This is a genomic window from Actinomadura sp. NPDC047616, assembly GCF_040642915.1.
GTDB lineage: Bacteria > Actinomycetota > Actinomycetes > Streptosporangiales > Streptosporangiaceae > Spirillospora > Spirillospora miaoliensis.
The window spans coordinates 103,264-125,481 of sequence record NZ_JBEYTB010000001.1; the positions used below are offsets into that span (position 1 = coordinate 103,264).

Here is a 22,218-nt window from a genome sequence, read left to right on the forward strand (position 1 = left end):
CCAACCGGCTCGCTCGTTTCGTTCGTCCAAGAAGCCAGAGAAGGTTGTGGCCTCTTTTCGTACTTTGGTGTGGATCACCTGGAGGGGCGGAGCGCTGTGGTGAGGCTCTTGTCGGGGCGATACGAGCTGCTGGAAGTGCTGGGGCGGGGTGCGATGGGGGTGGTGTACCGGGCGCGTGACCGGGAGCTGGAGCGGATCGCGGCGATCAAGGTGCTGCCCGCTCAGATGCTGCGCGACGAGGACTTCCGGGCCCGGTTCCGGCGGGAGGCGCGGGCGGCGGCGGGCCTGTCGCATCCCAACATCGCGGTCGTCCACGACATCGGCGAGGACGCCGGTGGCGAGCAGCCGGTTCCGTACCTGGTGATGGAGCTGGTGCAGGGAAGGACGCTGGCCGACCTGCTGAGGGAGGCGCCGCCGAGCCCCGCGGAGGCCGGGCGGATCGTGCTGGCGGTCCTGGATGCTCTGGAGCACAGCCACGGGCGGGACATCGTGCACCGCGACATCAAGCCCGCCAACATCATGGTCCACCGCACCGGCGGCCAGGTGCGGGTGAAGGTGATGGACTTCGGGATCGCCAAGCTCATGTCGGAGACGGCCACCCGGCTGACCGCCACCGGGATGCTGATCGGCACCCCGTCCTACATGTCGCCCGAGCAGGCCGACGGCAAGCCCGCCGACGCGCGCTCCGATCTGTACTCCACCGGCTGCGTCCTGTACGAGATGCTTACCGGCCGGCCGCCCTTCACCGGGGACTCGCCCACGGCCGTGCTCTTCCAGCACATCCAGAAGACCCCGCAGCCGCCCTCTCGGCTGAACCCGGCCCTGGCCCCCTTCTGGGACGAGGTGCTGGCGACCGCGCTGGCCAAGGACCCCCAGGAACGCTACCGGGACGCCGCGGCGATGCGGCAGGCCATCGAAGCCGGGTCAGCGGCCCCCACCGTCCAGGTGCCGCCTCCCGCGTTCGCCCCCGCCACCCGGCTCGACGGCCCCGGCCCCGCCCCCACCGAAACGACGCTTCCCGCGCCCGGCTCTCCCTACCGCGAGGAGCGGCCGGCGCCCGAGTCCACAACGCCGGATCACGTCGCTGCCCCGCCGCGCCGGCTCCTGACCCGCCGCCGCCTGCTCACAGGACTGGGCGCCGCGGGTCTGGCCGCCGGCCTGCCGGCCGCTTACTACGCCTTCGACCGGAGAGGCACGGCGACCCTCCTCGGCCGGCCCCTCGCCGGCCACAACGCCGCCATCAAATCGGTGGTGTTCAGCCCGGACGGCAAGATCCTGGCCACCGGCAGCGTGGACGACACGGTGCGGTTCTGGGACGTGGCCGCCCGCACCCCGATCGGCCGCCCTCTCACCAGCCACTACGACTCCGTCCTGTCGATGGCGTTCAGCCCGGACGGCAAGACCCTCGCCACCGGCAGCGCGGACGACACACTGCAGTTGTGGGACGTGACCGCCCGCACCCCGATCGGCCGCCCCCTCGTCAGCGGCACGGACGTTGGATCGGTGGTGTTCAGCCCAGACGGCAAACTCCTTGTCACCAGCGACGCGAACATGACCGTCCGCTTCTGGGCTGTCGCCACCCGCACCCCGGTCGGCCGCCCCATCGACCACAACTCCACGGTCAACTCGGTGGCGTTCAGCCCGGACGGCAAGATCCTGGCCACCGGCGACGCGGACATGACCGTGCGGTTGTGGGACGTGGCCACCCGCACCCTGATCGGCCGCCCCCTCACCGGCCACACCGCCGGCGTCGAATCGGTGGCGTTCAGCCCGGACGGCAAAGTCCTGGCCAGCGGCAGCAAGGACAAGACGGCGCGATTGTGGGGGGTGGACACCAGCATCCCGATCGGCCGCCCGCTCGACCACGACTCCGCGGTCAACTCGGTGGCGTTCAGCCCGGACGGCAAAGTCCTGGCCACCGGCGGCGCGGACAGGACAGCGCGATTGTGGGATGTGGCCGCCCGTTCCCCGATCGGCCGCCCCCTCACCGGCCACACCGCCAGCGTCGAATCGGTGGCGTTCAGCCCGAACCGCAAAATCCTGGCCACCGGCAGCTGGGACAGGACGGCGCGGTTGTGGCAACTGTGAAGTCCCGCGCCGTGGTGCGGCTGGATCACCACCGACTGTACGAGGCCCTTCACCGAGGCTCACGGGCTGCGATGGGCGCGGTCACGCCGTAACTCCCTCCCGTGGGGGAGTCACCTCCCGCGCTTCGGGGAGTTGGTCCTCACCGCGTGGTGACTACGGTCGCAGCCATGGTTGCGTCCAATCAGCCGCGACGCTGGCCGGCGTACGCGCTGGCGGTGCTGTTCCTCGGTTACGCAGTGGGGAAGGCCGTGTTCGCCGCGCAGGCCCGGCTCGGGTTCCCGGGCGGCCCGCCCGTGTCGGCCGCCGAGCAGGAGCACTACTTCCTGGACGCGGCGACGGCCCAGTGGCTCGCGACCACGACCGGTGTGCTGGGTGCGTGTGTCGCCATCGCCACGGTCACCCCGCTGGCGCGCAAGGTGCCGCGAGCGCTGATGCTGCTGGTGCTGGCCGGGATGCTGCTGGCCGTCGGCGGCGGCGCGTCGATCATGATCGTGGACGGGTTCGTCGGCATCGGAGTGGGGTGGCGCTGGTACCACGGCGTCCTCGGGATCGTCGTGATCTGGCTGGTCGTGGCGATGATCCGGTCTTATGCGGCGGCGGTGAGACGTGTCGCGGGCTGACCGGGCGCGGGCGGGCGCGTACGGGGCGGCGGCCTGCGCCGCGGCCTACGGATCGATGAAGCTGGCCCAGGCGCTGGGAGCCGAGGCGCTGGCGGACAAGGACCCGCTGCCTCCCCATCTACGGGAACGGCTGCTCGCGCGTGATCCGCTGTTCGTGGCGAGCCACTGGATTCTGGCCGCTGCCGCGGTGGTCGGTGTGATCGTCGCGCTGGCCACCGTGCGGCCCTGGGGTGCGGCGGTCCCGCGCCGGCCGCTGCTCACGATCGCCTGGACGCTGGGGATCTTCATGATCGTCCGATCGATCGGCGGGGTCGGGTTCGGATTCGTCGGCGACGGGCTGCTGCTGAGCGGTCTTCGGACGGCACCGGCCGAACACGCCGCGCTGGCCCGCGAACTCGCCCGCTGGGACCTGCTGCTGTGGTCGCCGTTCTTCCTGCTGTGGGGCCTGTGCTGGACGACGGCCGGATGGCGGCTGAGCAGACAGGCCCCGCCTCAGAAAGCAGCCCAAGGACGCCGACGGCGCGGCACCTCCGGTCAGCTCAACGACGGTCAGCCGCTGACGTAGACGAGGGCGGTGCGTCCCGGACCGACCAACAGGAGGCAGGAATCGCCTTCACCGTGCAGGACCTCTTCGAGCGGGAACTTCTTGGCATAGGCGAGCAGGACGCCGGACGTGCCCGCGACCTCGGCGGCGATCGTCGCGTAGAGGTCGCGCGCCAGCCAGGAGACGAGTTCGTCGCCGGGGATCTCCGGTGTGGAGTCGTCGAACTCCCAGAGCACGGTCGCGGCCCGGGCCGCTTCGACGATGTTCCGTTCCGACGCGGCCAGCGTGGCCTTCAGGGCGGTGGCGTCCAGTGCCCAGAGGACGTCGTCGTCCTCGTCGTCGCCCTCCGACCGCGAGCCGCCATCCCGGCACCCACAACCTGAACAGGCATTCCAGAGCTTGGAATGCCCCGACCTGGCGAGTGGCCGTCAACGCCGATCTCCGAAGTTCAGGTGCAGAGGAAACGCCAAGAATAACCACAAAGGGAGGCTTTCCAGCGGGTCATTCGGCAGCTGCGACGTCCTCGATCGCGGTCGGCACGTACGCCGCCGACCGGCCTTCCAGAACAGGGGATCGCGCTCGGTCTCACCGTGCTTCCATCGCGACCAGTCCGCCCAGCAGGCGCCGCAACAGCCCACCCCGCTCCCGCCGCCGCCTTGACGACCTCCGCCCGCTCGACGTCAACGGCCGCCCACCTCGTCGTCCACCTGTTGACGTGCGCGGCCTCCGCCCCGGCGGCCTCTGCCCGGCCGGCCTGGACGCCCCGGACCCGTCCCACCCCGGCCTTCCCTGCCCGGTCCCTCGCGCCGCGTCTCGCCCCGGCGGCCTGTACTCATGGGGCCCCGGCGGCCTCGCTCCGTCGTGGCCTCGCATACCTTGCCCGCCCGGCCTGGGCGACATCGCCCCGTCCCGCCCGCGCGACCACTGCTCATCCGGCACCGGCGGTCTCTGCGCGGTCGGTGTGGGCGGCCGCTGGGGAGGGCGGCCCCATGTACGGGCCGCGTGCAGGAGTTGGGCCAGTTCGTGGGGGGTGGCGGCCTCGACCAGGCGCGCCGTCCCCGTGTGGTCGTAGACGAGCGCCCACAGGCTGCCGGTGAAGCGGCCGTGCCAGATCACTGCTTCGGGGAAACGGGCGCGCAGGCCGGCGAGCGCCTCGTCCGTGATGACCTCCGTCATCGCTCCTCACCGCCCGCACGGCGGTTGAGGTGCCCGATGATGTGGACGGCCGCGTCGATGATGTCGTAGGCGGGCGTGATCGGCTCCTGCCGGCCGGTGTAGAACCACAGCTCGTCGCCGTCCTCGGGACGCGGCCGGCACGTGACCGTGTCCGCCGCCTCCTCGCCGCCCTTGACCTGCGGATTCGAGACGCGCAGTCCGTCCGCCGTCAGCTTCGTCACCAGCCCTTTGGCCGCCATGTACGTGCCGAGCACCGCCAGCCGGTCGTAGGCACCCCTACGATCGATTCCCATGGGGGTTGGCCTCCTTGGAAGGTCGATTCCCTAGGCCCCGGGATGCGTGCTGCTACACCGCCCGGGGCCGCCTGGTCTTCGGGGCGGGACGCGGGCCTCGGAGGACCCGCCCGCGCGCAGATCAACGTCAACCCGCATCCCGCTACTCTCAGTGAAAAGCCCCCACGCTCCGAAATTCCATGGCGACAATGGAGTCACGGACTCTGTATCCCCCTATCCCCATGTGAAGGGCGGACGCGATGATCAATGAGCAACGTCCGGAATGGGCGGCTCGCATCGAAAATGAGCGCAGTCGGCGGGGTTGGGGAAGATTCGCCATGGCCCGCCGCCTACGTCAGGCCGTGGGAATGGACGATCATCCACCCGCCAAGATCAAGAATCTGGCCCGGCAGATCTACGGCTGGGAGCGAGGTGATCACTTCCCCCGCGACTGGGCGGACGCATACGTGCGAGTGTTCGAGATCGATTACGAAGATCTATTTCCGGACGCACCTCAGGATCAGAACGCCGCCCCTACGGGTACCGTGGAGGACGCATCTACGAACGGCACGTACCCGAATGAACGGGACGAGGATGGCGAAGAGATGGAAAGACGCACGCTGTTGCAGGCGCTCGTCGCGCTCGGCGTTCCGGTCGCCGTGGGCCTCGAAGCGCTCCAGCCCATCCGATCCGGTGTCGACCGCGCCGTAGGCCGCAACGAGGACAGCCATCTGGACGAATGGGAACAGACCATCGCCGATTACGGTCACACCTACCGGCACGTCGCCCCGCGCCAGCTGATGCTGGAACTGGCCGCCGATCTGGCCACCGTCCAGCTGATCACTTCGCGGAACAAGAAGGAGAAGAGCGCGGCCTATCCCTCGTGGTGCCGGGTGAGCGCCGGCCTGTCACTGCTGATGGCCAAGACGCTGTCCAATCTCAGCCAGCCGCGCCTGGCCCGCGAATGGTGGTTCACCGCACTCCACGCCGCCAAGACCTCCGGCGACCACGATCTCCACTTGTGGATCAACGCGGAGCGATTGATTCACGGTCTCTACGAAGGACGTCCGACCGCGATCCTCCTTCGGGACGCCGACAAGATCATCGAAGAAGCCCCGGAAACGGCGTGTCGTGGGCTGCTCGGCGTACGGGCGACGAGGGCACAACTGCTCTCGCTCGACGGTGCCGACAGCCAGGCCCGCGCGGAGATACGGGTGTGCAACGAGCTGTTCGAGAAGCTTCCCGCGTCCGTCACCTCGTCCAGAGGGGACCGCTCCGTCATCACAGGATGGCCGGAATCCCGCACGCGCTACACCGAGTCGTGGGTGTACGCCCACATCGGTGACTCTCAGGGACTCGACCAGGCCATCGGCCGCCTCCAAGACGTCCACCCTTTGGACAGCCCTCGGTACAGGGCACAAGTGGCGCTTCTGGAGGTCATCGGACACGTCCGTAAGGGCGACATCACCGAAGGCGTACGGCGTGCCCACGATGTCTACGCCGGACTGTCCACCAACAACCGCTGCGTCATGGTGAACGGCCTGGCTAGGCGAATCCTGGAGGACGTGCCGGAGCGGCGGCATGCCGAGGCCGGGGTCGCCGAGTACCGGGAGCTGCTGGTCGCCGACACCGACCGCAAGGCCATCACCTGAGCAGCGCTCACCGCGACCAGCGACTCGTGCTGAATGCGGCTGGAGAGGCACGTTCCTTGTCGCGGGGCCGGACGCGGTGCCAGGCGCCGCAGTGGGGGTCGCGGCAGATCAGTAGTTGGGCACCGACGTAGTCGCCGAAGTCGATGCCGTATCGGAGGATCCGGGGTCGTCCTTGCCGGTCCACCTCCATGGCGAGGCGGTGGACGGGGTCGACCTCGTTGCGGACGACCACGGTGCCGCGCCGGGCACAGCCGACGTCCCGGCAGACGAGGACGACCAGGTTGCTGCGCTCGATGTCGTAGGTGGCGATCAACGACAGCCCGTCCCTCCCGAGCGCCGGCGCCCGGTGAGGCGATATCTCGCCGTCACCGTAGCGGGGACGGAACCGCGACGGTGACGGCGTCGGCCGCGGCGCAGTCCCGGGTGCGGCAGCACGGCATCCGGGCCTCCCCGTTCCGGGGCCGCGCAGGCGGCTGTTGCGACACAGAAGTCCGCCGTGTCAGGTCGTGGTCGGCAGGGCGTGCGCGAGGAGGATCTCCGCTGCCGCCCGTGCGTGCCGGCCGTAGTCCGCTTCGCCGAGCACCATGGCGCGACTGGCCGCCCCGTCCGCGAGGGTGACCAGTTGTTCGGCGAGTGCGGCGGGTTCGCGGCAGCCCAGCTCCGTCACCAGCGCGGTGACGAGCCGGACCATCCGCAGCTTCTGTTCGCGGGCGTAGGAGTGGACCGCGCTCTCCGGGTCGGGGAACTCCGCGGCGGCATCGATGAACGGGCACCCGCGTACCGGCGCCGCGTCCGGCACGGGCTGGTCGAACAGCCCGAGGATCCGCTCCCGCGGGGGGATGTCCTCGCGGGTCAGCACGCTTTCCAGAGTGGCCCCCGACGAGGCGAGCTCCTTGAGGTGGGCGATCACCAGGTCGTTCTTGGTCCTGAAGTGCGCGTAGAGCGTGCGCTTGGACACCGGTGCTTCCTCCGCGACCTGCTCCATGCCGGTCGCGTTGATCCCCTGGGTCGCGAACAGCCGGGCGCTGGCGGCCAGGATGCGCTCCCGCCCGCCGCGTCCTCGCCCTTGGGATGCCGCAGTCGTCGCAGTCACACATGAAGTATACGCCTGCGTTTACTTCGAGAGGGCAGGCCTGCTAACGTCCCGTCATGTAAACGTCTCCGTTTACATCGATCGCTGTCGAGGAGTGTTTTTCATGAGCCTGCCGACCCCCACCGAGCTGAGTGGCTGTGCGGAGAAGCTGATACGCGGGCGTCACGCAACCCGCGCGTTCCGTCCGGAAGCGGTGCCCGAAGACACGATGCGTGCGATCTTCTCGCTGGCCGGCGCCGCACCGTCCAACTCCAACGCGCAGCCCTGGCGGGTGGAAGTGGTGAGCGGCGCCCCACGGGAACGCCTGGCGGACGCCTTGCAGGCGGCCCACGCCGAGAAGCGCATCTCGGTCGACTTTCCGTATTCAGAGGACATGTACGCACAGGTGCACCAGGCGCGCCGGGCAGCGTTCGGTGCCCGGCTGTACGGAGCGCTGGGCATCGGTCCTGACGATCACGAGGCGCGGGCGGCCTACGACGCGGAGAGCCTGCGCTTCTACGGCGCACCCCACGCTGCGTTCCTGTTCGTCACCGGGGACGGCGGGGCTCGGCTGGCCGCTGACGTCGGTGCCTACATGCAGACCCTGCTCCTGGCGATGACCGCGTATGGCGTGGCGAGCTGTCCGCAGGGGCTGCTGAGCTTCTATGCCGAAACAGTCCGCGCCGAACTCGGAGTCACCGGGGGACACCTGCTCGTGGGCGTCTCCTTCGGCTACGCCGACGAGGCCGCGCCGGTGAACCACGTCACGACCGAACGGGCTGCGCTCGAAACGGTCACGACCTTCCACGGCTAGTGCGGTGTCCATGAACGCTCACCATGTTCGGTCACGCGGCATCGGGGCGGGGGCCGCCCCAGCGTTGCCGGCCTTGGGCGGCCGGCACGTCGGGATGGCGAGCGTTGGCGTTGAAGCAGCGGACGCCATGGGTTCGGCGGTAGGTCGCCGGCAGCCGATCCGGCCGTCCCCGCCCGGCCCAGGAGGTGCCGTGGCGGGGACGGATCGACAGCGGCCCGAACTGGTCGAAGGCGAAACACCTGCGGTCGGCATGGCGGGCCAGGTGGTCGGAGTGTCGCTCGCCCCGGTGAACGTGAGTGGTCAGCGCACTAGCGGGGGCAGTTGCGGAAGAGGAGTTCGTTGTCGCGCTTGCCGGTCGGACGGTCCTTCTGGACGAACAGCATGACCTCGCCCGGGGCGTGGGGGTTCGCGTCCGTCACGTACCAGTCGCCGGGGATCTTGTCCCGTCCGACGTTGACGTAGCCCTGCGGGCCGCCGGTGTCGTAGTTGAAGACGGTCGCCGTCACCTTGCGCTTCTTGATCCGTTCGACGGCCTCGTCCACGGTCAGGCCGCGAATGTCCAGGCAGTGCAGCGCCTCGCCGGGGGTGAACGCGCTGTTGGTGCTGTTGTACGGCTCGCCGGGGCGGGCGGGGCGGCCGATGGCGATCGTGGCCTCGCCCTTGAAGCCGAGGGGGACGCGCAGCCCGCGGACGCAGACGTCGCCGCCGCCTCCGGAGTAGCAGCCCTTCTCCTCGATCAGCTTGATCGTCTCACCGCCGTCCTGCATGACCACCTGACCGGCCACGCTCGGGGACGCCGGGACCATGGTGAGGTTGATCTTCATCCCGTGGGCGGCGAACTCCCGCCGGTAGCGCTGCGGGTCGGCCACCGGGTCCTTGATCCTGACCTCGATGTAGCGTTCGCGGCGGACGAAGCTGAGCGCGGCGACCGGCTTCGGGTCGAACGTCCCGGGCCGGGCGCTCGTGGACGGAACGGCACGCGGGTCCGGCGCGGAAGGCGTCGGCGACAGGATCAACGCGGCGGCGGCGGCGCAGGCGCCCGCCGCGACGAGCGGAACGCCGAGGGTCCAGCGCCACCGGCGGCGGGGCGCCGGCGCCTCGGTGCCGGTGTCGGCGATGATCTGTGCGAACAGCGCCTCGCGCGTCTCGGAACGCACCGGCCGCACGGCCTCGTCGTCGCTCAGCGGTGCGGCCTGGTGGACGAGGACGTCCAGGTCGTTGGTCATGCGGGCTCTCCCTTCGAGCGCGTGACGAATGCGGGGACGGTCGTGTGGTCGGCGCCCCGGCGTTGCAGTTCCTTGGCGAAGCGGCGGCGGGCGCGGTGCAGCCTGATGCGGACCGCGTTGCGGGAGACGCCGAGCACCGTGGCGATCTGCCCGTTGTCCAGTCCCTCCCAGGTGGCCAGGCCGAGCAGTTCACGGTCGCTGTCGGACAGCGCCCGGAACGCCGCGCCGATCTCCGGCCGCGCCGGGTGCGGGGCGGGGGCGGCCGCCAGGTCGGCGGCGAGATCCCCGGCGATCCTGGCGGTCAGGTCCCGGCGCCGCCGTTCCCCGCGCCGCTGGTTGGCCAGCGCGCGCCGGGCGACGCCGTAGAGGTAGAAGCGCGCGGCGTCGCCTCGCGGGACGTCGTCGAGGCGGCGCCAGGCGACGAGGAACGTCTCGGCGATCACATCGGCGGCGTCGTCGGGGTCGTCCGTGCGTCTGCGCACATAGCCCGTGACGTGTCCGAGGTGAGCCGCGTACAGCTCCTCGAAACGGGCCGAACGTTCGTTTCCCAAGCCGTCTCCTTCCGGAGCGCCGCCGTGCCGGGGCGCTGATGACCGACGACGAGGGAGTGTCCGGCGGACGGTCGAGCATTTCACGCGAAATGCTCGGCTCCGCCCGGACATCTCGACGACGGGCAGGAAGTGAAGCGGCGGGCGCACGCCTCGGGGGCCCAGGGGGCCGAGCCGGATCGCTGCGAATAATGAGGGAATGCGACTCACCCTTCTGGGCGCCACCGGGGGCACCGGGCGTGCGCTGCTGGACCAGGCTCTGGAGGCGGGGCACGAGGTCACCGTGGTGGTGCGGAACCCGGACGGGCTGCCGGACGCCGTCCGCGACCGCGTCACCGTCGTGCGGGCCGAACTCGCCGACCATGACGCGCTGGCGGCGGCGGTCAAGGACGCCGACGCGGTGATGTCCGCGCTCGGTTCGCGGGCCGGGCGCGCGCCGACGACGGTGTGCGCCGATGGGGCCCGCGCCATCATCCGGGCGACGGGCGGCACCGGCCGCGTGCTGTTCGTGAGCGCCTCCGGGCTGGAGAGCGACACCGGGGACGGCCTCGCCGCCCGGTACCTGGTGAAACCGCTGATCCAGCGGATTCTCCGGGCCCCCTACGACGACCTGCGGGAGGCCGAGAGGCTGCTGCGCGCCTCCACCCTCGACTGGACGATCGTGCGGCCCGCCCGGCTGGTCGACGGTCCGCGTAGCGCCCGGCCGCGCACGGCCGTCGACCGCAGCGTCCGCGGCGGCATGACCACCAGGCGCGCGGACCTGGCGGCCTGCATGCTCGACCTGGTCAACGACGAGACGTCGGTGCGGCACGTCGTCTCCGTCGCCTCCTGACCTGTCGCACCGCGAGCAGGGCCTGTCGCCGCGACAGCGTGTCAGGGCAGCAGATGCCGGTCGTAGGCGACGGCCACGGCCGCGGCTCGGTCTTTGACGTCCAGCTTCGCGTAGATGTGGGTGAGGTGCGTCTTGACCGTGGCCTCGCTGATGAACAGTTCGGCGGCGATCTCCCGGTTGCTGGTGCCGCGGGCCACCAGGCGCAAAACCTCCAGTTCGCGGGTGGTCAGGGACTCGCTGCGGGGTTCCCGCACGCGGGAGACCAGGCGGGAGGCGATGGCCGGGGACAGCACGGTGCGGCCCTCGGCGGCGGCGCGCACGGCGTTGAAGAGGTCGTCGCGGGGGGCGTCCTTGAGGAGGTAGCCGGTGGCGCCGGCCTCGATCGCCGGGATCGTGTCGGTGTCGGTGTCGTAGGTGGTGAGGACGAGGACCTTGCAGGGCAGGCCGCGGCGGGTGAGCTCGGTGATGGCCTCCACGCCGCCTCCGCCGGGCATCCGCAGGTCCATCAGGACGACGTCGGGGCGGAGTCGTTCGGCGAGGGCCACGGCCTGACGGCCGTCGGCGGCCTCGCCCAGAACGCGGAAGCCGGTGGTCGCGGCGAACATGCCGCGCAGCCCGTCCCGGACCACGGGGTGGTCGTCGACGATCAGCACGGTGATGTCAGCCATGGCGGATCAACGGTACGCGGACGGAGACGGCCGTGCCCCGGCCGGGTTCGGACTCGATCTCCAGGGTGCCGGCGACGCGTTCGGCGCGTTCGCGCATGGCGGTCAGGCCGAAGCCGCGCGAGGGACGGGTGAAGCCCCGGCCGTCGTCGCGGATGTCGAGCGTCACCTCGTCGTCCATGTAGGAGAGGGTCACGCCGATGCGGCTCGCGTGCGCGTGGCGGGTGGCGTTGGCGAGGGCCTCCTGGGCGATGCGCAGGAGGGTGGCCTCCAGCTCGTCGTGCAGGGGTTCCTCCCTTCCGGTGACGGTGAGGTCGGCCCTGCCATCGGTGATCTTTTTCAGGGCGTCGGGGAGCGTGTCGTGCTCCAGCTGGGTGGGCGCGAGGTCCTGGACGGAGCGGCGGGCCTCGCGGAGGCTCTCCCGGGCGAGGTCGGTGGCGCGGCGGACGTGCTCGCTCTCCTCGGCGGCCTGGAGCTGGGTGATGATGCCCGTCAGGCCCTGGGCGATGGTGTCGTGGATCTCGGCGGCCAGGCGGCGGCGTTCGTCCGCGACGCCGGCTTCCCGGGCCTGGACGATGAGCTGGGCCTGGAGGGCGGCGTTCTCGGCGAGGGCCTGTTCCAGACGGGCGTTGGTCCGTTCGAGTTCGGCGATGGTCTCCGCCTGGACGCGGGCCTGCTCGGTCTCTCTGTCGGCGAGGAGGCCGAAGAAGAGGATGAGCCCGGAGTTCAGGACGAGCAGGCCGCCGAAGGCGGCCACATGGTGGAGGCTCTCCGGCGGCAGGCCGCCCGCCTGGGCGCCGGCCATGGTGACCACCGTGACGGCGAATCCGGCCGGAACCCAGCGGCGGGCCAGGTAGTGCACGGTGTCGAAGTACCCGAGCACGGCGTAGATGCAGAAGAAGGGGTTCAGCCAGGTGAGGGCGAAGGCCAGGACGCTGCGGATCCAGTAGTGGATGTGGCCCGGGATCCGCTCGGTGACGTGGAGGATCTGGAGGGCCAGCGCGATGAGGACGAGGGGAACGGCCGTCCGCTGCTCCGCGGGCGACATGACGACCTCGCGGACGAGCAGTGCCATCAGGGTCGCGAGGGACAGCAGGCCGAACGGTCCCCAGCGGTAGAACCGTTCCCACTGCTCCTGGATCGTCGCCATCGCGAGTATTTTCCTATTCCCAGCGGAACCAGCGCACGGCGGCCGCGATCAGGACGGCGGCCCAGGCGGCGGTGACGCCGAGGTGCGTCCAGTCGGGCCAGGCGCCGTCGGCGGCCTGGTGGAGGGCCTGGGACGCGGCGCCGAACGGGAAGTACTCGACGATGTGACGCAGCAGCTCGGGCATGGCCTGGACGGGGACCCAGACGCCCGCGACGAACATCATCGGGAAGACGGCGAGCGAGCCGACCACGGTGGTGGCCTTGGTGGTGGGCGTGACCGCGGTGACCGCGGCGCCCATGGCGAGCGCGCCGAGGGCGCCGAGGAGGAGCGCCAGCAGGTAGCCGGGAAGATGACCGGGCAGCGCCACGTCGAAGGCCAGCCGGCCGACCGCGATCACCAGCAGCGACGAGCCCAGGGCCGCCGCGAAGTGCAGGACGATCTGCGCGGTCAGCAGCGCGGCGGGCCGTACGGGGGTGGTGGACATGCGGCGCAGGATGCCGCGTTCGCGGTAGCCGGACAGGACGGGCGGCAGCGCCTGCACCCCGGCCATGATCATGGCGAGCAGCACGTTGACCGGGACGTACAGGTCGATGACCCGGCCCCCGCCGAGCTCGGGGTCCGGTTCCCGGAACGACGGGATCAGGCCGAGGATCGTCAGCAGGACGCTGGGGAAGACGACGATCCAGAACAGGGTGAACGGCTCGCGGCCGAAGAGCCGCAGCTCCGCCTTGAGGACGGCGGTGGACACGGACACGTCAGTTCTCCCGGTCTTCGGTGAGTTCGAGGAAGGCGTCGTCCAGCGTGGAGTCGGTGACCCGCAGCTGGCGGGCGGTGATCTGGTGGCGGGCGAGCAGGGAGATGACCGCGTTGACGGTCGTGTCGGTGCCGTGGATGGTGAGGTGGCCGTTCCGGCGTTCGATGGTGGCGGCCTCGGGCAGGCCGGCCAGGTCGCCGTCGTCCAGGGGCCGGGACGGCGCGAACGAGATCACGGTGCCGCCGGAGCTGCGGCGGATCAGGCCGGACGGGGTGTCGAGCGCGGCGACCCGGCCCTGCTTGAACACCGCGATCCGGTCGCAGAGCCGCTGGGCCTCCTCCATGAAGTGCGTGACGAGCAGGACGGTGACGCCGGAGTCGCGGACCTCCTCGATCAGCTTCCATGTGTCGCGTCGGGCACGCGGGTCGAGACCGGTGGTCAGCTCGTCCAGTACGACGACCTGGGGGCGGCCGATGAGGGCCAGGGCGATGAACAGGCGCTGCTTCTGGCCGCCGGACAGCCTGCCGAAGCGGGTGGTGAGCTTGCCGGTGAGGCCGAGGCGTTCGGCGAGGCCGCGCCAGTCGGCCGGGTCCGGGTAGAAGGCGCCGTAGAGCTCCAGGGCCTCCCGCACGGTCAGCTTCTCCTGGAGATCGCTCTCCTGGAGCTGCACGCCGAGGGTGCGGGTGAGCTCGTCGCGGTCGGTGCGCGGATCGAGGCCGGCGACGCGGACGGCGCCGGCGTCGGGTTCGCGCAGGCCCTCCACGCATTCGACGGTGGTGGTCTTGCCGGCGCCGTTCGGGCCGAGGATCCCGAAGATCTCCCCCTCCTCGACGGCGAACGTGACGTCGTCCACCACGGGACGGCCGCCGTAGGCCTTGCGCAGGCCGTTGACTTCGATGATGGGCATGGTCCGAGGATCGCCTCGGGCGGTGCCCGCCCACATCGCCCGAGGCGCTCGTCCCGCCATCAGCCGATCGGTTGATGCCGCCGTACGACCACGGCGGCGGCGCGGGGCCGGCCTGCCCGGCCCCGCCTGTTCACCGTCAGCCGGAGACGCTGGGGCGGCCGTTCTCGACGTGGCCCATCAGGCGGCGGCGGAAGGTCTTCTCCCCGCGGATCGTGATCTCGACGTCGTACCAGCCCCGGCGGGTGTGCCAGTTGACGGTGCGGCTCTGACCGGCGGGGACGGTGATCTCACGGCGGCGGTTGCCGTAGGCCAGGGCCGCGAGCCGGAAGGTCAGGGCGGTGCGGCCGGTGTTGCGGAGGGTGATGCGCAGGTCGGCGCCGGGCGTCGACGTCACCTCGGCGGTGTCGCGCACACTTCCGGCGAATTCGCGGCGGAAGCCGTTCGGGCCGATGAGCGTCAGGTCGTAGGCGTCGCCGTTGAGGGGGATGTCGGCGCGTTCGGTGCGCGACACGTCGAAGTGCCGAGGGTGCGGGAACTCGCCCGCGTACGGGTAGAGGGCGAAGTGCACGCTCTCCGATCCGCGGTTGGCGAGGTCGACGCGCAGCGTCCGGCCCGTGACACGCGCCGACGCCTCCGGCTGGTACGGCAGGGGGCGGGCGGGGCGGGTGCCCGGCTCCTGCGACGGCATGCGCTGGTCGGCGGGCGGGGTCGGACGCCAGCGGCCGGTGAACGGCGGAACGTCGCCGGGCCGGGTCAGCTTCGGCGGGTGGCCGGCGGAACGGAAGTCGAACGCCGAGGTCAGGTCGCCCGCCACGGTACGGCGCCAGTCGCTGATGTGCGGCGCGCGCACGCCCAGCCAGCATTCGGTGAACCGCACCAGCGACGAGTGGTCGAACACCTGCGAGTTGACGAACCCGCCCACCGACCACGGCGACACCACGATCATCGGGACGCGGAAGCCCAGCCCGATCGGCTTGCCGCCGGTGAACTCGTCGGCGGCCGAGGACGGCGGGATCGGCGGCGGCACGTGGTCGAACAGGCCGTCGTTCTCGTCGTAGGTGATGAACAGCGCCGTGGACGACCACACGTCCGGATGGGACGCGAGGGCGTCGAGGATGTCGTAGGTGATGCGGGCGCTCTGGATCGGCGACGACGCCCCGGGGTGCTCGGAGTCGACCGACGACGGCACCAGGTACGACACCTTCGGCAGCCGCCCGGCCGCCACGTCGGCGCGGAAGCGGGCGGCCAGGCTGCCGGGCTCGTGGCGGCGCAGCGCCCGTTCGAACAGGCGGCGCTCGGCGGCGGGCAGGGCCGCGACCTTGGCGTCCAGGTCCTTGAGGAGGCGTTCGCGGTCGGCGGCGTCCGCGCCCTGCACGGCGCCGTAGAACGACTCGATGGACTTGTACCGGGACGGGATCACCTTGGCGGCGATGCGCTTGAACGAGGCGAAGAACTCGATGTTGTTGTCGGTGAAGTTGTCCCACTCCTGGTAGACCTGCCAGGACACCCCGGCCTTCTCCAGCAGCTCGGCGTACGTCGTCCACGTGTAGCCGGGGTGCGCGTCGGAGTAGGCGGCGTTGGTGACCGCGCGCGTGCCGTCCGCCTCGAAGCCGGTGTACCCGGAGACGAGGTAGTTGCGGTTCGGGCTGGTGGAGCTGAACACCGAGCAGTGGTAGGCGTCGCAGATGGTGAACGTGTCGGCGAGCTCGTACTGCAACGGGATGTCGGAGCGTTCCAGGTACGTCATGGTCGCCGGGGTCTTGGCCCCGATCCAGCCGTTGTTCCAGCCGTCGGCGTGCGCGGCCTGCCCGTCCGGCCAGCCGTGCGGCAGGTCGCCCATCCACTGCGGGTCCCTGCCCGCCGTCCGGGCCGCCTCGCGCAGGGAGAACGGCAGCACCGTGCCTCCGCCCGCCGAGGGCTGCTCGAACACCGAGCCGCCGCCGGGAAGCCGGAGCGCGTTGCGGTCGGAGAAGCCGCGCACGCCGCGCAGCCGTCCGAAGTAGTGGTCGAACGAGCGGTTCTCCTGCATGAGGAAGACCACGTGCTCGATGGCCTTCAGCCCGCCGGGGCGTACGGGCAGGGCGAGCGCCGCGTGCACGGACGGCGGCAGCAGGGAACTCGCCAGCGCGCCGCCGCCCACGACCGCGCCGCCCCGCAGGAACCGGCGGCGGCCGATGCCGCCGCCACGAGTGTCGGTGTTCATGGGAGCTTTCTCCAGCGCCGCGATGACGGCCGCCGGACGCGTGGGCGGCCCGCCGGTGTCCGGGCCGCGAACGGTGCCCGATGCCGCGCGGGTGGTTCAGCCGCAGGCGGCGGGGAGGGAGAAACGCCGCGACCACTTGCGCAACGAGGACCCGTCGGTGGTGGCGCAGATCCGGTTGATCGCCTGGTCAAGGTCGGTGGACCACACGCGCAGGACGCGGTCGTTCCCGGCGCTGGCCATGGTGCGGCCGTCGGAGCTGTAGGCGGCGCTGTCGAGGGCGCCGGTGTGGCCCCCGGTCAGGGGGTTGCCGGACGGGTAGGCGCGGGACGGGACGGAGACGTTCCACAGCCGCACCGTGCCGTCGTCGCCGGCGCTGGCCAGGGTGCGGCCGTCCGGGCCGAACCCGACCCAGCGCACGGGCAGGCTGTGCCCGGTCAGGGGGTGCCCCGGCGCGACGGGACGTGCGGGGTCGCGCACGTTCCACAACTGGACGGCGTGACCGGCGCCCGCCGTGGCCAGCAGCCCGCCGTCGGAGGAGAAGGCGCCCCACAGGATCCCGCCCTTGTCGCCGGTGACGATGGGCGGCAACGCGCGGGGGCGTGCCGGGTCGTGGACGTCCCACAACCGCACCTTGTCGTCGGAACTGCTGCCGGCGAGGGTGCGTCCGTCGGGGCTGAACGCGGCCCAGTGCAGTTTGCTGATGTGCCCGGTGAGGGGCCGCCCCAGCCTCGTGGGGTGCGCGGGGTCGGACACGTCCCACAGCCTGAGCGTGAAGTCGCGCCCCCCGGTCGCCAGGACGCGTCCGCTGGGGTGGAACGCCAGCGCGTCGGCGGCGGCTGCGTCCCCGATGGGGATCGACGCCAGCGGGCGTGGACGGGCGGGGTCGGACACGTCCCACAACCGCGCCGTACGGTCGCGGCCGGCGGTGGCGAGTATGCGGCTGTCGGGGGTGAAGACCGCGCGTGTGACGTCATCGGTGTGCGCGGTCAGGGGCGGCCCCCAGGGGCGGCGGGAGCGGGGGTCCCAGAGCCGTACGGTGCGGTCGTCGGAGGCCGTGGCGATGGTGCGGCCGTCGCGTGCGTAGGCCACCGCGTTGATGGTGCCGGTGTGGCCCGTCAGGGCGGTCTGCGGCAGGTTCCACAGCCGCACGGTGCGGTCGTTGCCCGCGCTGGCCAGCCAGCGGCCGTCGGGGCTGAACACGGCCCAGACGACGAAACCGGTGTGGCCGACCAGGGGCGGCCCCAGCCGCCCCGGCCGGGCCGGGTCGGACACGTCCCACAGGCGGAGGGTGTGGTCCGCGCCGCCGGTGACGAGGGTCCGGCCGTCGGGGCTGAAGTTCACGGCGAGGATCGTGTCGGTGTGACCGGTCAGCGGCCTGCCGAGGGGCCTGGCGCGGGCGGGGTCGGACACGTCCCACAACCGCACCGTGCGGTCGTCGCCGACGCTGGCGAGGGTGCGGCCGTCGGGGGAGAACGCGACCGCGTACACGTCCTCGCGGTGGCCGGTGAGGGGCGGCCTCCACAGGGTGGGGTGCGCGCGGTCGGTGACGTTCCACAGCCGGATCGTGTGGTCGTGGCCCGCGCTGGCGACCGTGCGGCCGTCACGGCTGAACGCCGCGGACGCGACCGAGTCGGTGTGGCCGGTGAGCGGCTCGCCGAGGGGCTTGGCACGGGCGGGGTCGCGGACGTCCCACAGCCGCACCGTCCGGTCGTACCCGGCGGTGACGAGGGTGCCGCCGTCGCCGCTGAACGACACCGAGAACGCGTAGCCGGTGTGGCCGGTGAGGGGCTGCCCCAGCGCCTTGGGACGGGCGGGGTCCGACACGTCCCACAGCCGTGCCGTACGGTCGCGGCCGGCGCTGGCGAGGGTCCGGCCGTCGGGGCTGAACTGCAGCCAGTTGACCGAGCTGGAGTGCCCGGTCAGCGGCGGACCCAGCGGACGGGGACGCGCCGGGTCGGAGGTGTCCCATAGGCGGATGGTGGTGTCGACCCCGCCCGTGGCCAGGGTGCGGCCGTCCGGGCTGTAGGCGACCGCGTAGACCGCCTGGGTGTGCCCGGTCAGCGGTCTGGACAGGGCGATGTTCTGCGTGTCGAGCAGGTCGGTGCGCGCCAGCCGGGTGGGACGCAGGCGGTAGGCGGCCAGGTCGAGCCGGGCGGCGAGCGACGGGTCGGTGTTCGCGACGTGGTCCGCCGCGGTCATGATCCGCTCGGCGGTGGCGCGGTCGCGTTCGGTCCTGGCCGCCGAGCGCTGCTCGACGGCGACGGCGGCGGTCACCGAGGCGAGCAGCGCCAGCGCGGCCAGCGCGGCGACGGCGGCGCGGCGCACGACGGCGGCGCGCCGTTCGTGCCGGGCCGAGTCTGCGAGGAAGTCGCGCAGGCGGTCGCCGAGCAGGACGTCGTCGCGGTGCCGGTCGGCCCACTCGGTGGCGGCGGCCAGGCGGCTGCCCCGGTACAGCAGGCCCGGGTCGCGGTTCTCGCGGTCCCAGGCGAGGGCGGCCTCCGCCAGCCGCTGATGGGTGAGCAGGTCGGCGCGGTCCTCGTCGCGCCAGCGGCGCAGGCGCGGCCAGGCGTCCAGCAACGCCTCGTGCGTGATCTCGACGGTGTCGGCGTCCAGCGTGACCAGCCGGGCGCGGGCCAGCGCGTCCAGCACCGCGTCGACGTCGGGGCGCCCGGCGCCCAGCTCGTCGCGGTGGACGCGCCGCTTGGTGTCCCCGGTGCCGTCGCCGAGGGCGACCAGGCGCAGGAAGACGCCGCGGGCCAGCCGCCGCTGCTCGGCGGTCAGGCCGGTGTGGACGGCCTCGGCGGTGCGGGACAGGGCGTGCCGGATGCCTCCGGCGGCCTCGTAGCCGGCCAGGGTGAGGGTGTTGCCGCGGCGGCGGCGCCACGTCTCGCGCAGCGCGTGCGACACCAGCGGCAGCGCGTTGGCCTGGCCGCCCGCGTCGGCGATCACCCGGGCCAGCAGGGCGCCCTCGACGACGCATCCGGCCCGGACGGCGGGCTGGGTGATCGCCCGGCGCAGCTCGTCGGTCGTCATCGGCCCCACCGGCACCTGGGCGTCCCGCAGCGCCTCCACCAGGTCCGGATGCTGGGAGCAGCGGGCGTAGAAGTCGGCGCGGACGCCGAGGACCACACGGGTGCGGCTGTTGGGGGCGTTGACGGCGGCGAGCAGGGCGGCGATGGTCCGGGCGCGCTCGGACTCGTCGGCGCACAGCGTGAAGACCTCTTCGAACTGGTCGACCACCAGCAGCAGGTCGACGTCCGCGGGGTGCCCGGCCAGCGCCTCCAGCACCGCCAGGTGCAGCGCGCGCTCGTCCACGGCCAGCTCCTTGCGCAGCGCGGGCGCCGAGCCCCCGCCGAGCCCCGCCAGCGACACGGCGCACTCGTCCAGCGGATGCGGGCCGGGGGTCAGCAGCACGGTGGGCCACGCGGCCCCGGCCGCCGCCGTCTCGGCGCGGATCCGGGCCAGCAGCCCGGCGCGCAGCAGCGAGGACTTCCCCGAGCCGGACGCCCCGAACACGGCCAGAAACCGCCGCGAACGGACGCGGCGGACCAGATCGTCGGTGAGCCGCTCCCGGCCGAAGAACCATTCACAGTCCTCCGGCTGAAAGGCCGCGAGACCCGCATAGGGGACTCTTTCCCGATCGCCGGCGGGCCCGGATGTGATAGACCGTGAATCTGCGGATTCGTCGGGCTCGTCGGAATTGTCGGCCGCCAGTTCCGCGGCCGCCCGCCGCCACCGCTCCTCCCATTCCGCGGTGTCACCCTCGCAAGCCTGGACATATGCGAGCGTGACCGTCAAACTGGGCAATCTACGTCCGGACGCCGCGTCTGCCAGCGTGGACGCCGAGTAATGCGCCCGCCGCGCCAGCTCACGATAGGGCGGGGAACCCGCTTTCGCCCGCAGCAGACGCAGATCCGCGGCGAATCGCGTCACCACCCCGCCGTCATCGTCCAGCGGCCGTTCAGGACGAGGCATCGCCACCCCACATGGTCACGTCGCTGCGCCCATTGTCCGGCGGCTGTTGTCCGGTGTCCACTCACCGACACCGGACAACTTTCAGCCGTTAGAACCGATCCAAGAAAGACCGGTCACAGCACCCGGGAGCATATCCGGTCACCGACAAAAAACCTTCAAAAGGAGAAACAGCCATGAAGCTCTCCACTGCCGCCCGCGTCGTGGCGGGCGCGGCCCTGGGCGCCGGACTGGTGGCCCTCGCCCCGCCGTCCGACGCCCCCGCGGCCACCGTGTCCACCGTGTCCTCCACCACGTCCACCACCGCGTCCACCACCGCCGGCCCCGCCCGCGCGACGACCGCACTCCGGGAGAACTGCTGGAAGGGCAAGCCGGATCCGATCAGGGGCGCCCGGATGGAGTACTACGAGTGCCGGCGGGACATGCCGGGCACGCAGCAGACCTTCATCTACTTGCGGGTCAAGGACACCCGCGCCGACGGCAGGTGCGCCGTGGCGCGCGGCGCGATCGGCTACAGCTGGGACCGGCACTCCGTCCGCACCCGGGTGAAGGTCAGGAGCTGCACCCCCGGCCGCTGGTCGGCCTGGCGTACAAGCGACTGGTGGAACGGCAACCAGGGCTACGAGTACGTCTACCTCCGCCACCGCTGACGGTCGCGGCGGCTGACGACCTCCCCTCCCCCTGACACGCAGGTTCCCCTCCGCCCCCGGCGGAGGGGAACCTGCGGCGCCTCCGCCTTCTCGTCGTAGGGTGGGCGACCGGCGCGTCACGGCGCCCGCGGCGAACGCGCTCGTCGCCGCGGGCGCCGTGGCCGCCGCGTGAAAGCCGGGAGTGAGGGGGGAGCGACATGAACAAGCTGGGCGTGCACGCGCTGGTGTGGACGGGCGGCTGGGACGAGGACGAGGCGCGGCGCGCGATCGCCGAGACGGCGCGCGCCGGGTTCGACCTGATCGAGCTTTCGGTGCCGGTGCCGTCCTCCGTCGACACCGGCATGACACGGCGGCTGCTGGACGAGCACGGCCTTGAGGTGGCGTGCTCGCTCGGCCTGCGTTTCGACGCCGACATCTCCAGCCCCGACCCCGAGGTCGCGCGGCGCGGCGCCGAGCTGCTGGACGACGCGCTGTCGCTCGCCCGCGGCGTCGGCGCCGGATACCTGGGCGGCGTCATCTACTCGGCGCTCGGCAAGTACCCCGGGCCGGCCACCCCGCAGGGGCGCCGCAACTGCGTGGACGGGCTGGCGCGCCTGGCCGAGAAGGCGGCGGCCGACGGCATCACGCTCGGCCTGGAGGTCGTCAACCGGTACGAAAGCAACATCCTCAACACCGCCGAGCAGGCGCTGGAGCTGATCGACGAGGTCGGCGCCGACAACGTGGTGGTGCACCTGGACACCTACCACATGAACATCGAGGAGCCCGACTTCGCCGCCCCGGTCGAGACGTGCGGGGCGCGGCTCGGCTACGTGCACATCGGCGAGAGCCACCGCGGCTACCTCGGCACCGGCACCGTCGACTTCCCGCAGTTCTTCGCCGCGCTGGCCCGCTCCGGCTACGACGGCGTGATCACGTTCGAGAGCTTCTCGTCGGCGGTGGTGTCCCCCGCCCTGTCCAACGACCTGGCCGTCTGGCGGAACCTGTGGCAGGACGGCGCCGACCTGGCCCGGCACGCCCGCGAGTTCATCGCCTCGGGCCTGGCGGCGGCGCGGGGCTGAGGGCACGGGCTGTTC

General features: G+C 71.9%; 20 protein-coding genes and 1 pseudogene. 8 read left to right on the forward strand and 13 right to left on the reverse strand.

What is annotated here, in order from left to right; all coding sequences use genetic code 11:
• The first annotated feature begins 99 nt into the window (after positions 1-99).
• The 3 genes from ABZ801_RS00495 (at position 100) to ABZ801_RS00505 (ending at position 3,273) form a co-directional block, all read left to right on the forward strand.
• Entirely contained in the window at positions 100-2,088 is a 1,989-nt protein-coding gene (locus ABZ801_RS00495) for a protein kinase (RefSeq protein WP_360690736.1), read from the forward strand.
• A 167-nt stretch (positions 2,089-2,255) separates the two neighbouring features.
• A complete protein-coding gene (locus ABZ801_RS00500; protein ID WP_360690739.1) occupies positions 2,256-2,708 on the forward strand; it encodes a hypothetical protein in 453 nt (150 codons plus the stop codon).
• A complete protein-coding gene (locus tag ABZ801_RS00505; RefSeq protein WP_360690742.1) occupies positions 2,695-3,273 on the forward strand; it encodes a DUF3995 domain-containing protein in 579 nt (192 codons plus the stop codon). Before ABZ801_RS00500 ends, ABZ801_RS00505 begins: the two co-directional genes overlap by 14 nt.
• Here the strand turns inward: ABZ801_RS00505 and ABZ801_RS00510 are convergent.
• Positions 3,258-3,488 carry a hypothetical protein gene (locus tag ABZ801_RS00510; protein ID WP_360690745.1) on the reverse strand — a complete coding sequence of 77 codons (231 nt, stop codon included), beginning with the start codon at positions 3,486-3,488 and terminating at the stop codon, positions 3,258-3,260. The two genes, ABZ801_RS00505 and ABZ801_RS00510, sit on opposite strands and share 16 nt — an antisense overlap.
• A gap of 936 nt (positions 3,489-4,424) precedes the next feature.
• Positions 4,425-4,721, reverse strand: coding sequence for a hypothetical protein (locus ABZ801_RS00515; protein ID WP_344941186.1), 297 nt, complete (start codon positions 4,719-4,721; stop codon positions 4,425-4,427).
• Between the two features lie 239 nt (positions 4,722-4,960).
• Between ABZ801_RS00515 and ABZ801_RS00520 the strand changes: the two genes are divergently transcribed.
• Complete coding sequence (locus ABZ801_RS00520; RefSeq protein ID WP_360690748.1) at positions 4,961-6,352, forward strand: hypothetical protein; 1,392 nt, start codon at positions 4,961-4,963, stop codon at positions 6,350-6,352.
• 7 nt (positions 6,353-6,359) lie between these two features.
• On the opposite strand, the gene ABZ801_RS00525 is transcribed toward ABZ801_RS00520, so the two are convergent.
• Both ABZ801_RS00525 and ABZ801_RS00530 read right to left on the reverse strand, forming a co-directional pair.
• The gene (locus ABZ801_RS00525; RefSeq protein WP_360690751.1) at positions 6,360-6,665 is read right to left on the reverse strand and encodes a hypothetical protein; all 306 of its coding nucleotides are present in this window, start codon (positions 6,663-6,665) and stop codon (positions 6,360-6,362) included.
• A gap of 186 nt (positions 6,666-6,851) precedes the next feature.
• On the reverse strand, positions 6,852-7,445 hold the full coding sequence (locus ABZ801_RS00530) for a TetR family transcriptional regulator (protein ID WP_360690754.1): 594 nt from the start codon (positions 7,443-7,445) through the stop codon (positions 6,852-6,854).
• 103 nt (positions 7,446-7,548) lie between these two features.
• On the opposite strand from ABZ801_RS00530, the gene ABZ801_RS00535 reads away from it, so the two are divergent.
• Positions 7,549-8,238, forward strand: a complete 690-nt coding sequence (locus ABZ801_RS00535; RefSeq protein ID WP_360690757.1) for a nitroreductase family protein — start codon at positions 7,549-7,551, stop codon at positions 8,236-8,238.
• A 109-nt stretch (positions 8,239-8,347) separates the two neighbouring features.
• On the opposite strand, the pseudogene ABZ801_RS00540 reads toward ABZ801_RS00535, so the two are convergent.
• From ABZ801_RS00540 to ABZ801_RS00550, 3 genes and pseudogenes are all read right to left on the reverse strand, one after another.
• Positions 8,348-8,485: pseudogene (locus ABZ801_RS00540) on the reverse strand (IS630 family transposase); the annotation flags it as partial.
• A gap of 61 nt (positions 8,486-8,546) precedes the next feature.
• Positions 8,547-9,464: a hypothetical protein gene (locus ABZ801_RS00545; protein WP_360690760.1), complete on the reverse strand. Its 918-nt coding sequence runs from the start codon at positions 9,462-9,464 to the stop codon at positions 8,547-8,549.
• Positions 9,461-10,015, reverse strand: coding sequence for a sigma-70 family RNA polymerase sigma factor (locus tag ABZ801_RS00550; protein ID WP_360690763.1), 555 nt, complete (start codon positions 10,013-10,015; stop codon positions 9,461-9,463). Before ABZ801_RS00550 ends, ABZ801_RS00545 begins: the two co-directional genes overlap by 4 nt.
• Before the next feature lie 196 nt (positions 10,016-10,211).
• Here ABZ801_RS00550 and ABZ801_RS00555 point away from each other — a divergent pair, with 196 nt between their 5' ends.
• Positions 10,212-10,844 carry an NAD(P)H-binding protein gene (locus ABZ801_RS00555; protein ID WP_360690766.1) on the forward strand — a complete coding sequence of 211 codons (633 nt, stop codon included), beginning with the start codon at positions 10,212-10,214 and terminating at the stop codon, positions 10,842-10,844.
• A gap of 41 nt (positions 10,845-10,885) precedes the next feature.
• On the opposite strand, the gene ABZ801_RS00560 is transcribed toward ABZ801_RS00555, so the two are convergent.
• The 6 genes from ABZ801_RS00560 to ABZ801_RS00585 form a co-directional block, all read right to left on the reverse strand.
• Positions 10,886-11,512 carry a response regulator transcription factor gene (locus ABZ801_RS00560; RefSeq protein WP_360690769.1) on the reverse strand — a complete coding sequence of 209 codons (627 nt, stop codon included), beginning with the start codon at positions 11,510-11,512 and terminating at the stop codon, positions 10,886-10,888.
• Complete coding sequence (locus ABZ801_RS00565) at positions 11,505-12,659, reverse strand: sensor histidine kinase (protein ID WP_360690772.1); 1,155 nt, start codon at positions 12,657-12,659, stop codon at positions 11,505-11,507. The genes ABZ801_RS00560 and ABZ801_RS00565 overlap by 8 nt, the downstream gene beginning before the upstream one ends.
• Before the next feature lie 13 nt (positions 12,660-12,672).
• A complete protein-coding gene (locus tag ABZ801_RS00570) occupies positions 12,673-13,413 on the reverse strand; it encodes an ABC transporter permease (protein WP_360690775.1) in 741 nt (246 codons plus the stop codon).
• Between the two features lies 1 nt (position 13,414).
• Positions 13,415-14,320 (reverse strand): ABC transporter ATP-binding protein, encoded by a 906-nt coding sequence (locus ABZ801_RS00575; protein ID WP_360690778.1) that lies wholly within the window; start codon positions 14,318-14,320, stop codon positions 13,415-13,417.
• 136 nt (positions 14,321-14,456) lie between these two features.
• The gene (locus ABZ801_RS00580; RefSeq protein ID WP_360690781.1) at positions 14,457-16,523 is read right to left on the reverse strand and encodes a phosphocholine-specific phospholipase C; all 2,067 of its coding nucleotides are present in this window, start codon (positions 16,521-16,523) and stop codon (positions 14,457-14,459) included.
• Positions 16,524-16,619: 96 nt separating this feature from the next.
• Positions 16,620-20,498 (reverse strand): hypothetical protein, encoded by a 3,879-nt coding sequence (locus ABZ801_RS00585; RefSeq protein ID WP_360690784.1) that lies wholly within the window; start codon positions 20,496-20,498, stop codon positions 16,620-16,622.
• 173 nt (positions 20,499-20,671) lie between these two features.
• Here ABZ801_RS00585 and ABZ801_RS00590 point away from each other — a divergent pair, with 173 nt between their 5' ends.
• Positions 20,672-21,145, forward strand: a complete 474-nt coding sequence (locus ABZ801_RS00590; protein WP_360690787.1) for a hypothetical protein — start codon at positions 20,672-20,674, stop codon at positions 21,143-21,145.
• 197 nt (positions 21,146-21,342) lie between these two features.
• Positions 21,343-22,203 (forward strand): sugar phosphate isomerase/epimerase family protein, encoded by an 861-nt coding sequence (locus ABZ801_RS00595; RefSeq protein ID WP_344941240.1) that lies wholly within the window; start codon positions 21,343-21,345, stop codon positions 22,201-22,203.
• The last annotated feature ends 15 nt before the right edge of the window (positions 22,204-22,218 follow it).

Coding starts and splice junctions, on each gene's coding strand:
- ABZ801_RS00500 (WP_360690739.1), top strand. CDS start 2,256: ATGGTTGCGTCCAATCAGCCGCGACGCTGGCCGGCGTACGCGCTGGCG.
- ABZ801_RS00515 (WP_344941186.1), bottom strand. CDS start 4,721: ATGGGAATCGATCGTAGGGGTGCCTACGACCGGCTGGCGGTGCTCGGC.
- ABZ801_RS00520 (WP_360690748.1), top strand. CDS start 4,961: ATGATCAATGAGCAACGTCCGGAATGGGCGGCTCGCATCGAAAATGAG.
- ABZ801_RS00535 (WP_360690757.1), top strand. CDS start 7,549: ATGAGCCTGCCGACCCCCACCGAGCTGAGTGGCTGTGCGGAGAAGCTG.
- ABZ801_RS00545 (WP_360690760.1), bottom strand. CDS start 9,464: ATGACCAACGACCTGGACGTCCTCGTCCACCAGGCCGCACCGCTGAGC.
- ABZ801_RS00555 (WP_360690766.1), top strand. CDS start 10,212: ATGCGACTCACCCTTCTGGGCGCCACCGGGGGCACCGGGCGTGCGCTG.
- ABZ801_RS00560 (WP_360690769.1), bottom strand. CDS start 11,512: ATGGCTGACATCACCGTGCTGATCGTCGACGACCACCCCGTGGTCCGG.
- ABZ801_RS00565 (WP_360690772.1), bottom strand. CDS start 12,659: ATGGCGACGATCCAGGAGCAGTGGGAACGGTTCTACCGCTGGGGACCG.
- ABZ801_RS00575 (WP_360690778.1), bottom strand. CDS start 14,320: ATGCCCATCATCGAAGTCAACGGCCTGCGCAAGGCCTACGGCGGCCGT.
- ABZ801_RS00580 (WP_360690781.1), bottom strand. CDS start 16,523: ATGAACACCGACACTCGTGGCGGCGGCATCGGCCGCCGCCGGTTCCTG.
- ABZ801_RS00585 (WP_360690784.1), bottom strand. CDS start 20,498: ATGCCTCGTCCTGAACGGCCGCTGGACGATGACGGCGGGGTGGTGACG.
- ABZ801_RS00590 (WP_360690787.1), top strand. CDS start 20,672: ATGAAGCTCTCCACTGCCGCCCGCGTCGTGGCGGGCGCGGCCCTGGGC.
- ABZ801_RS00595 (WP_344941240.1), top strand. CDS start 21,343: ATGAACAAGCTGGGCGTGCACGCGCTGGTGTGGACGGGCGGCTGGGAC.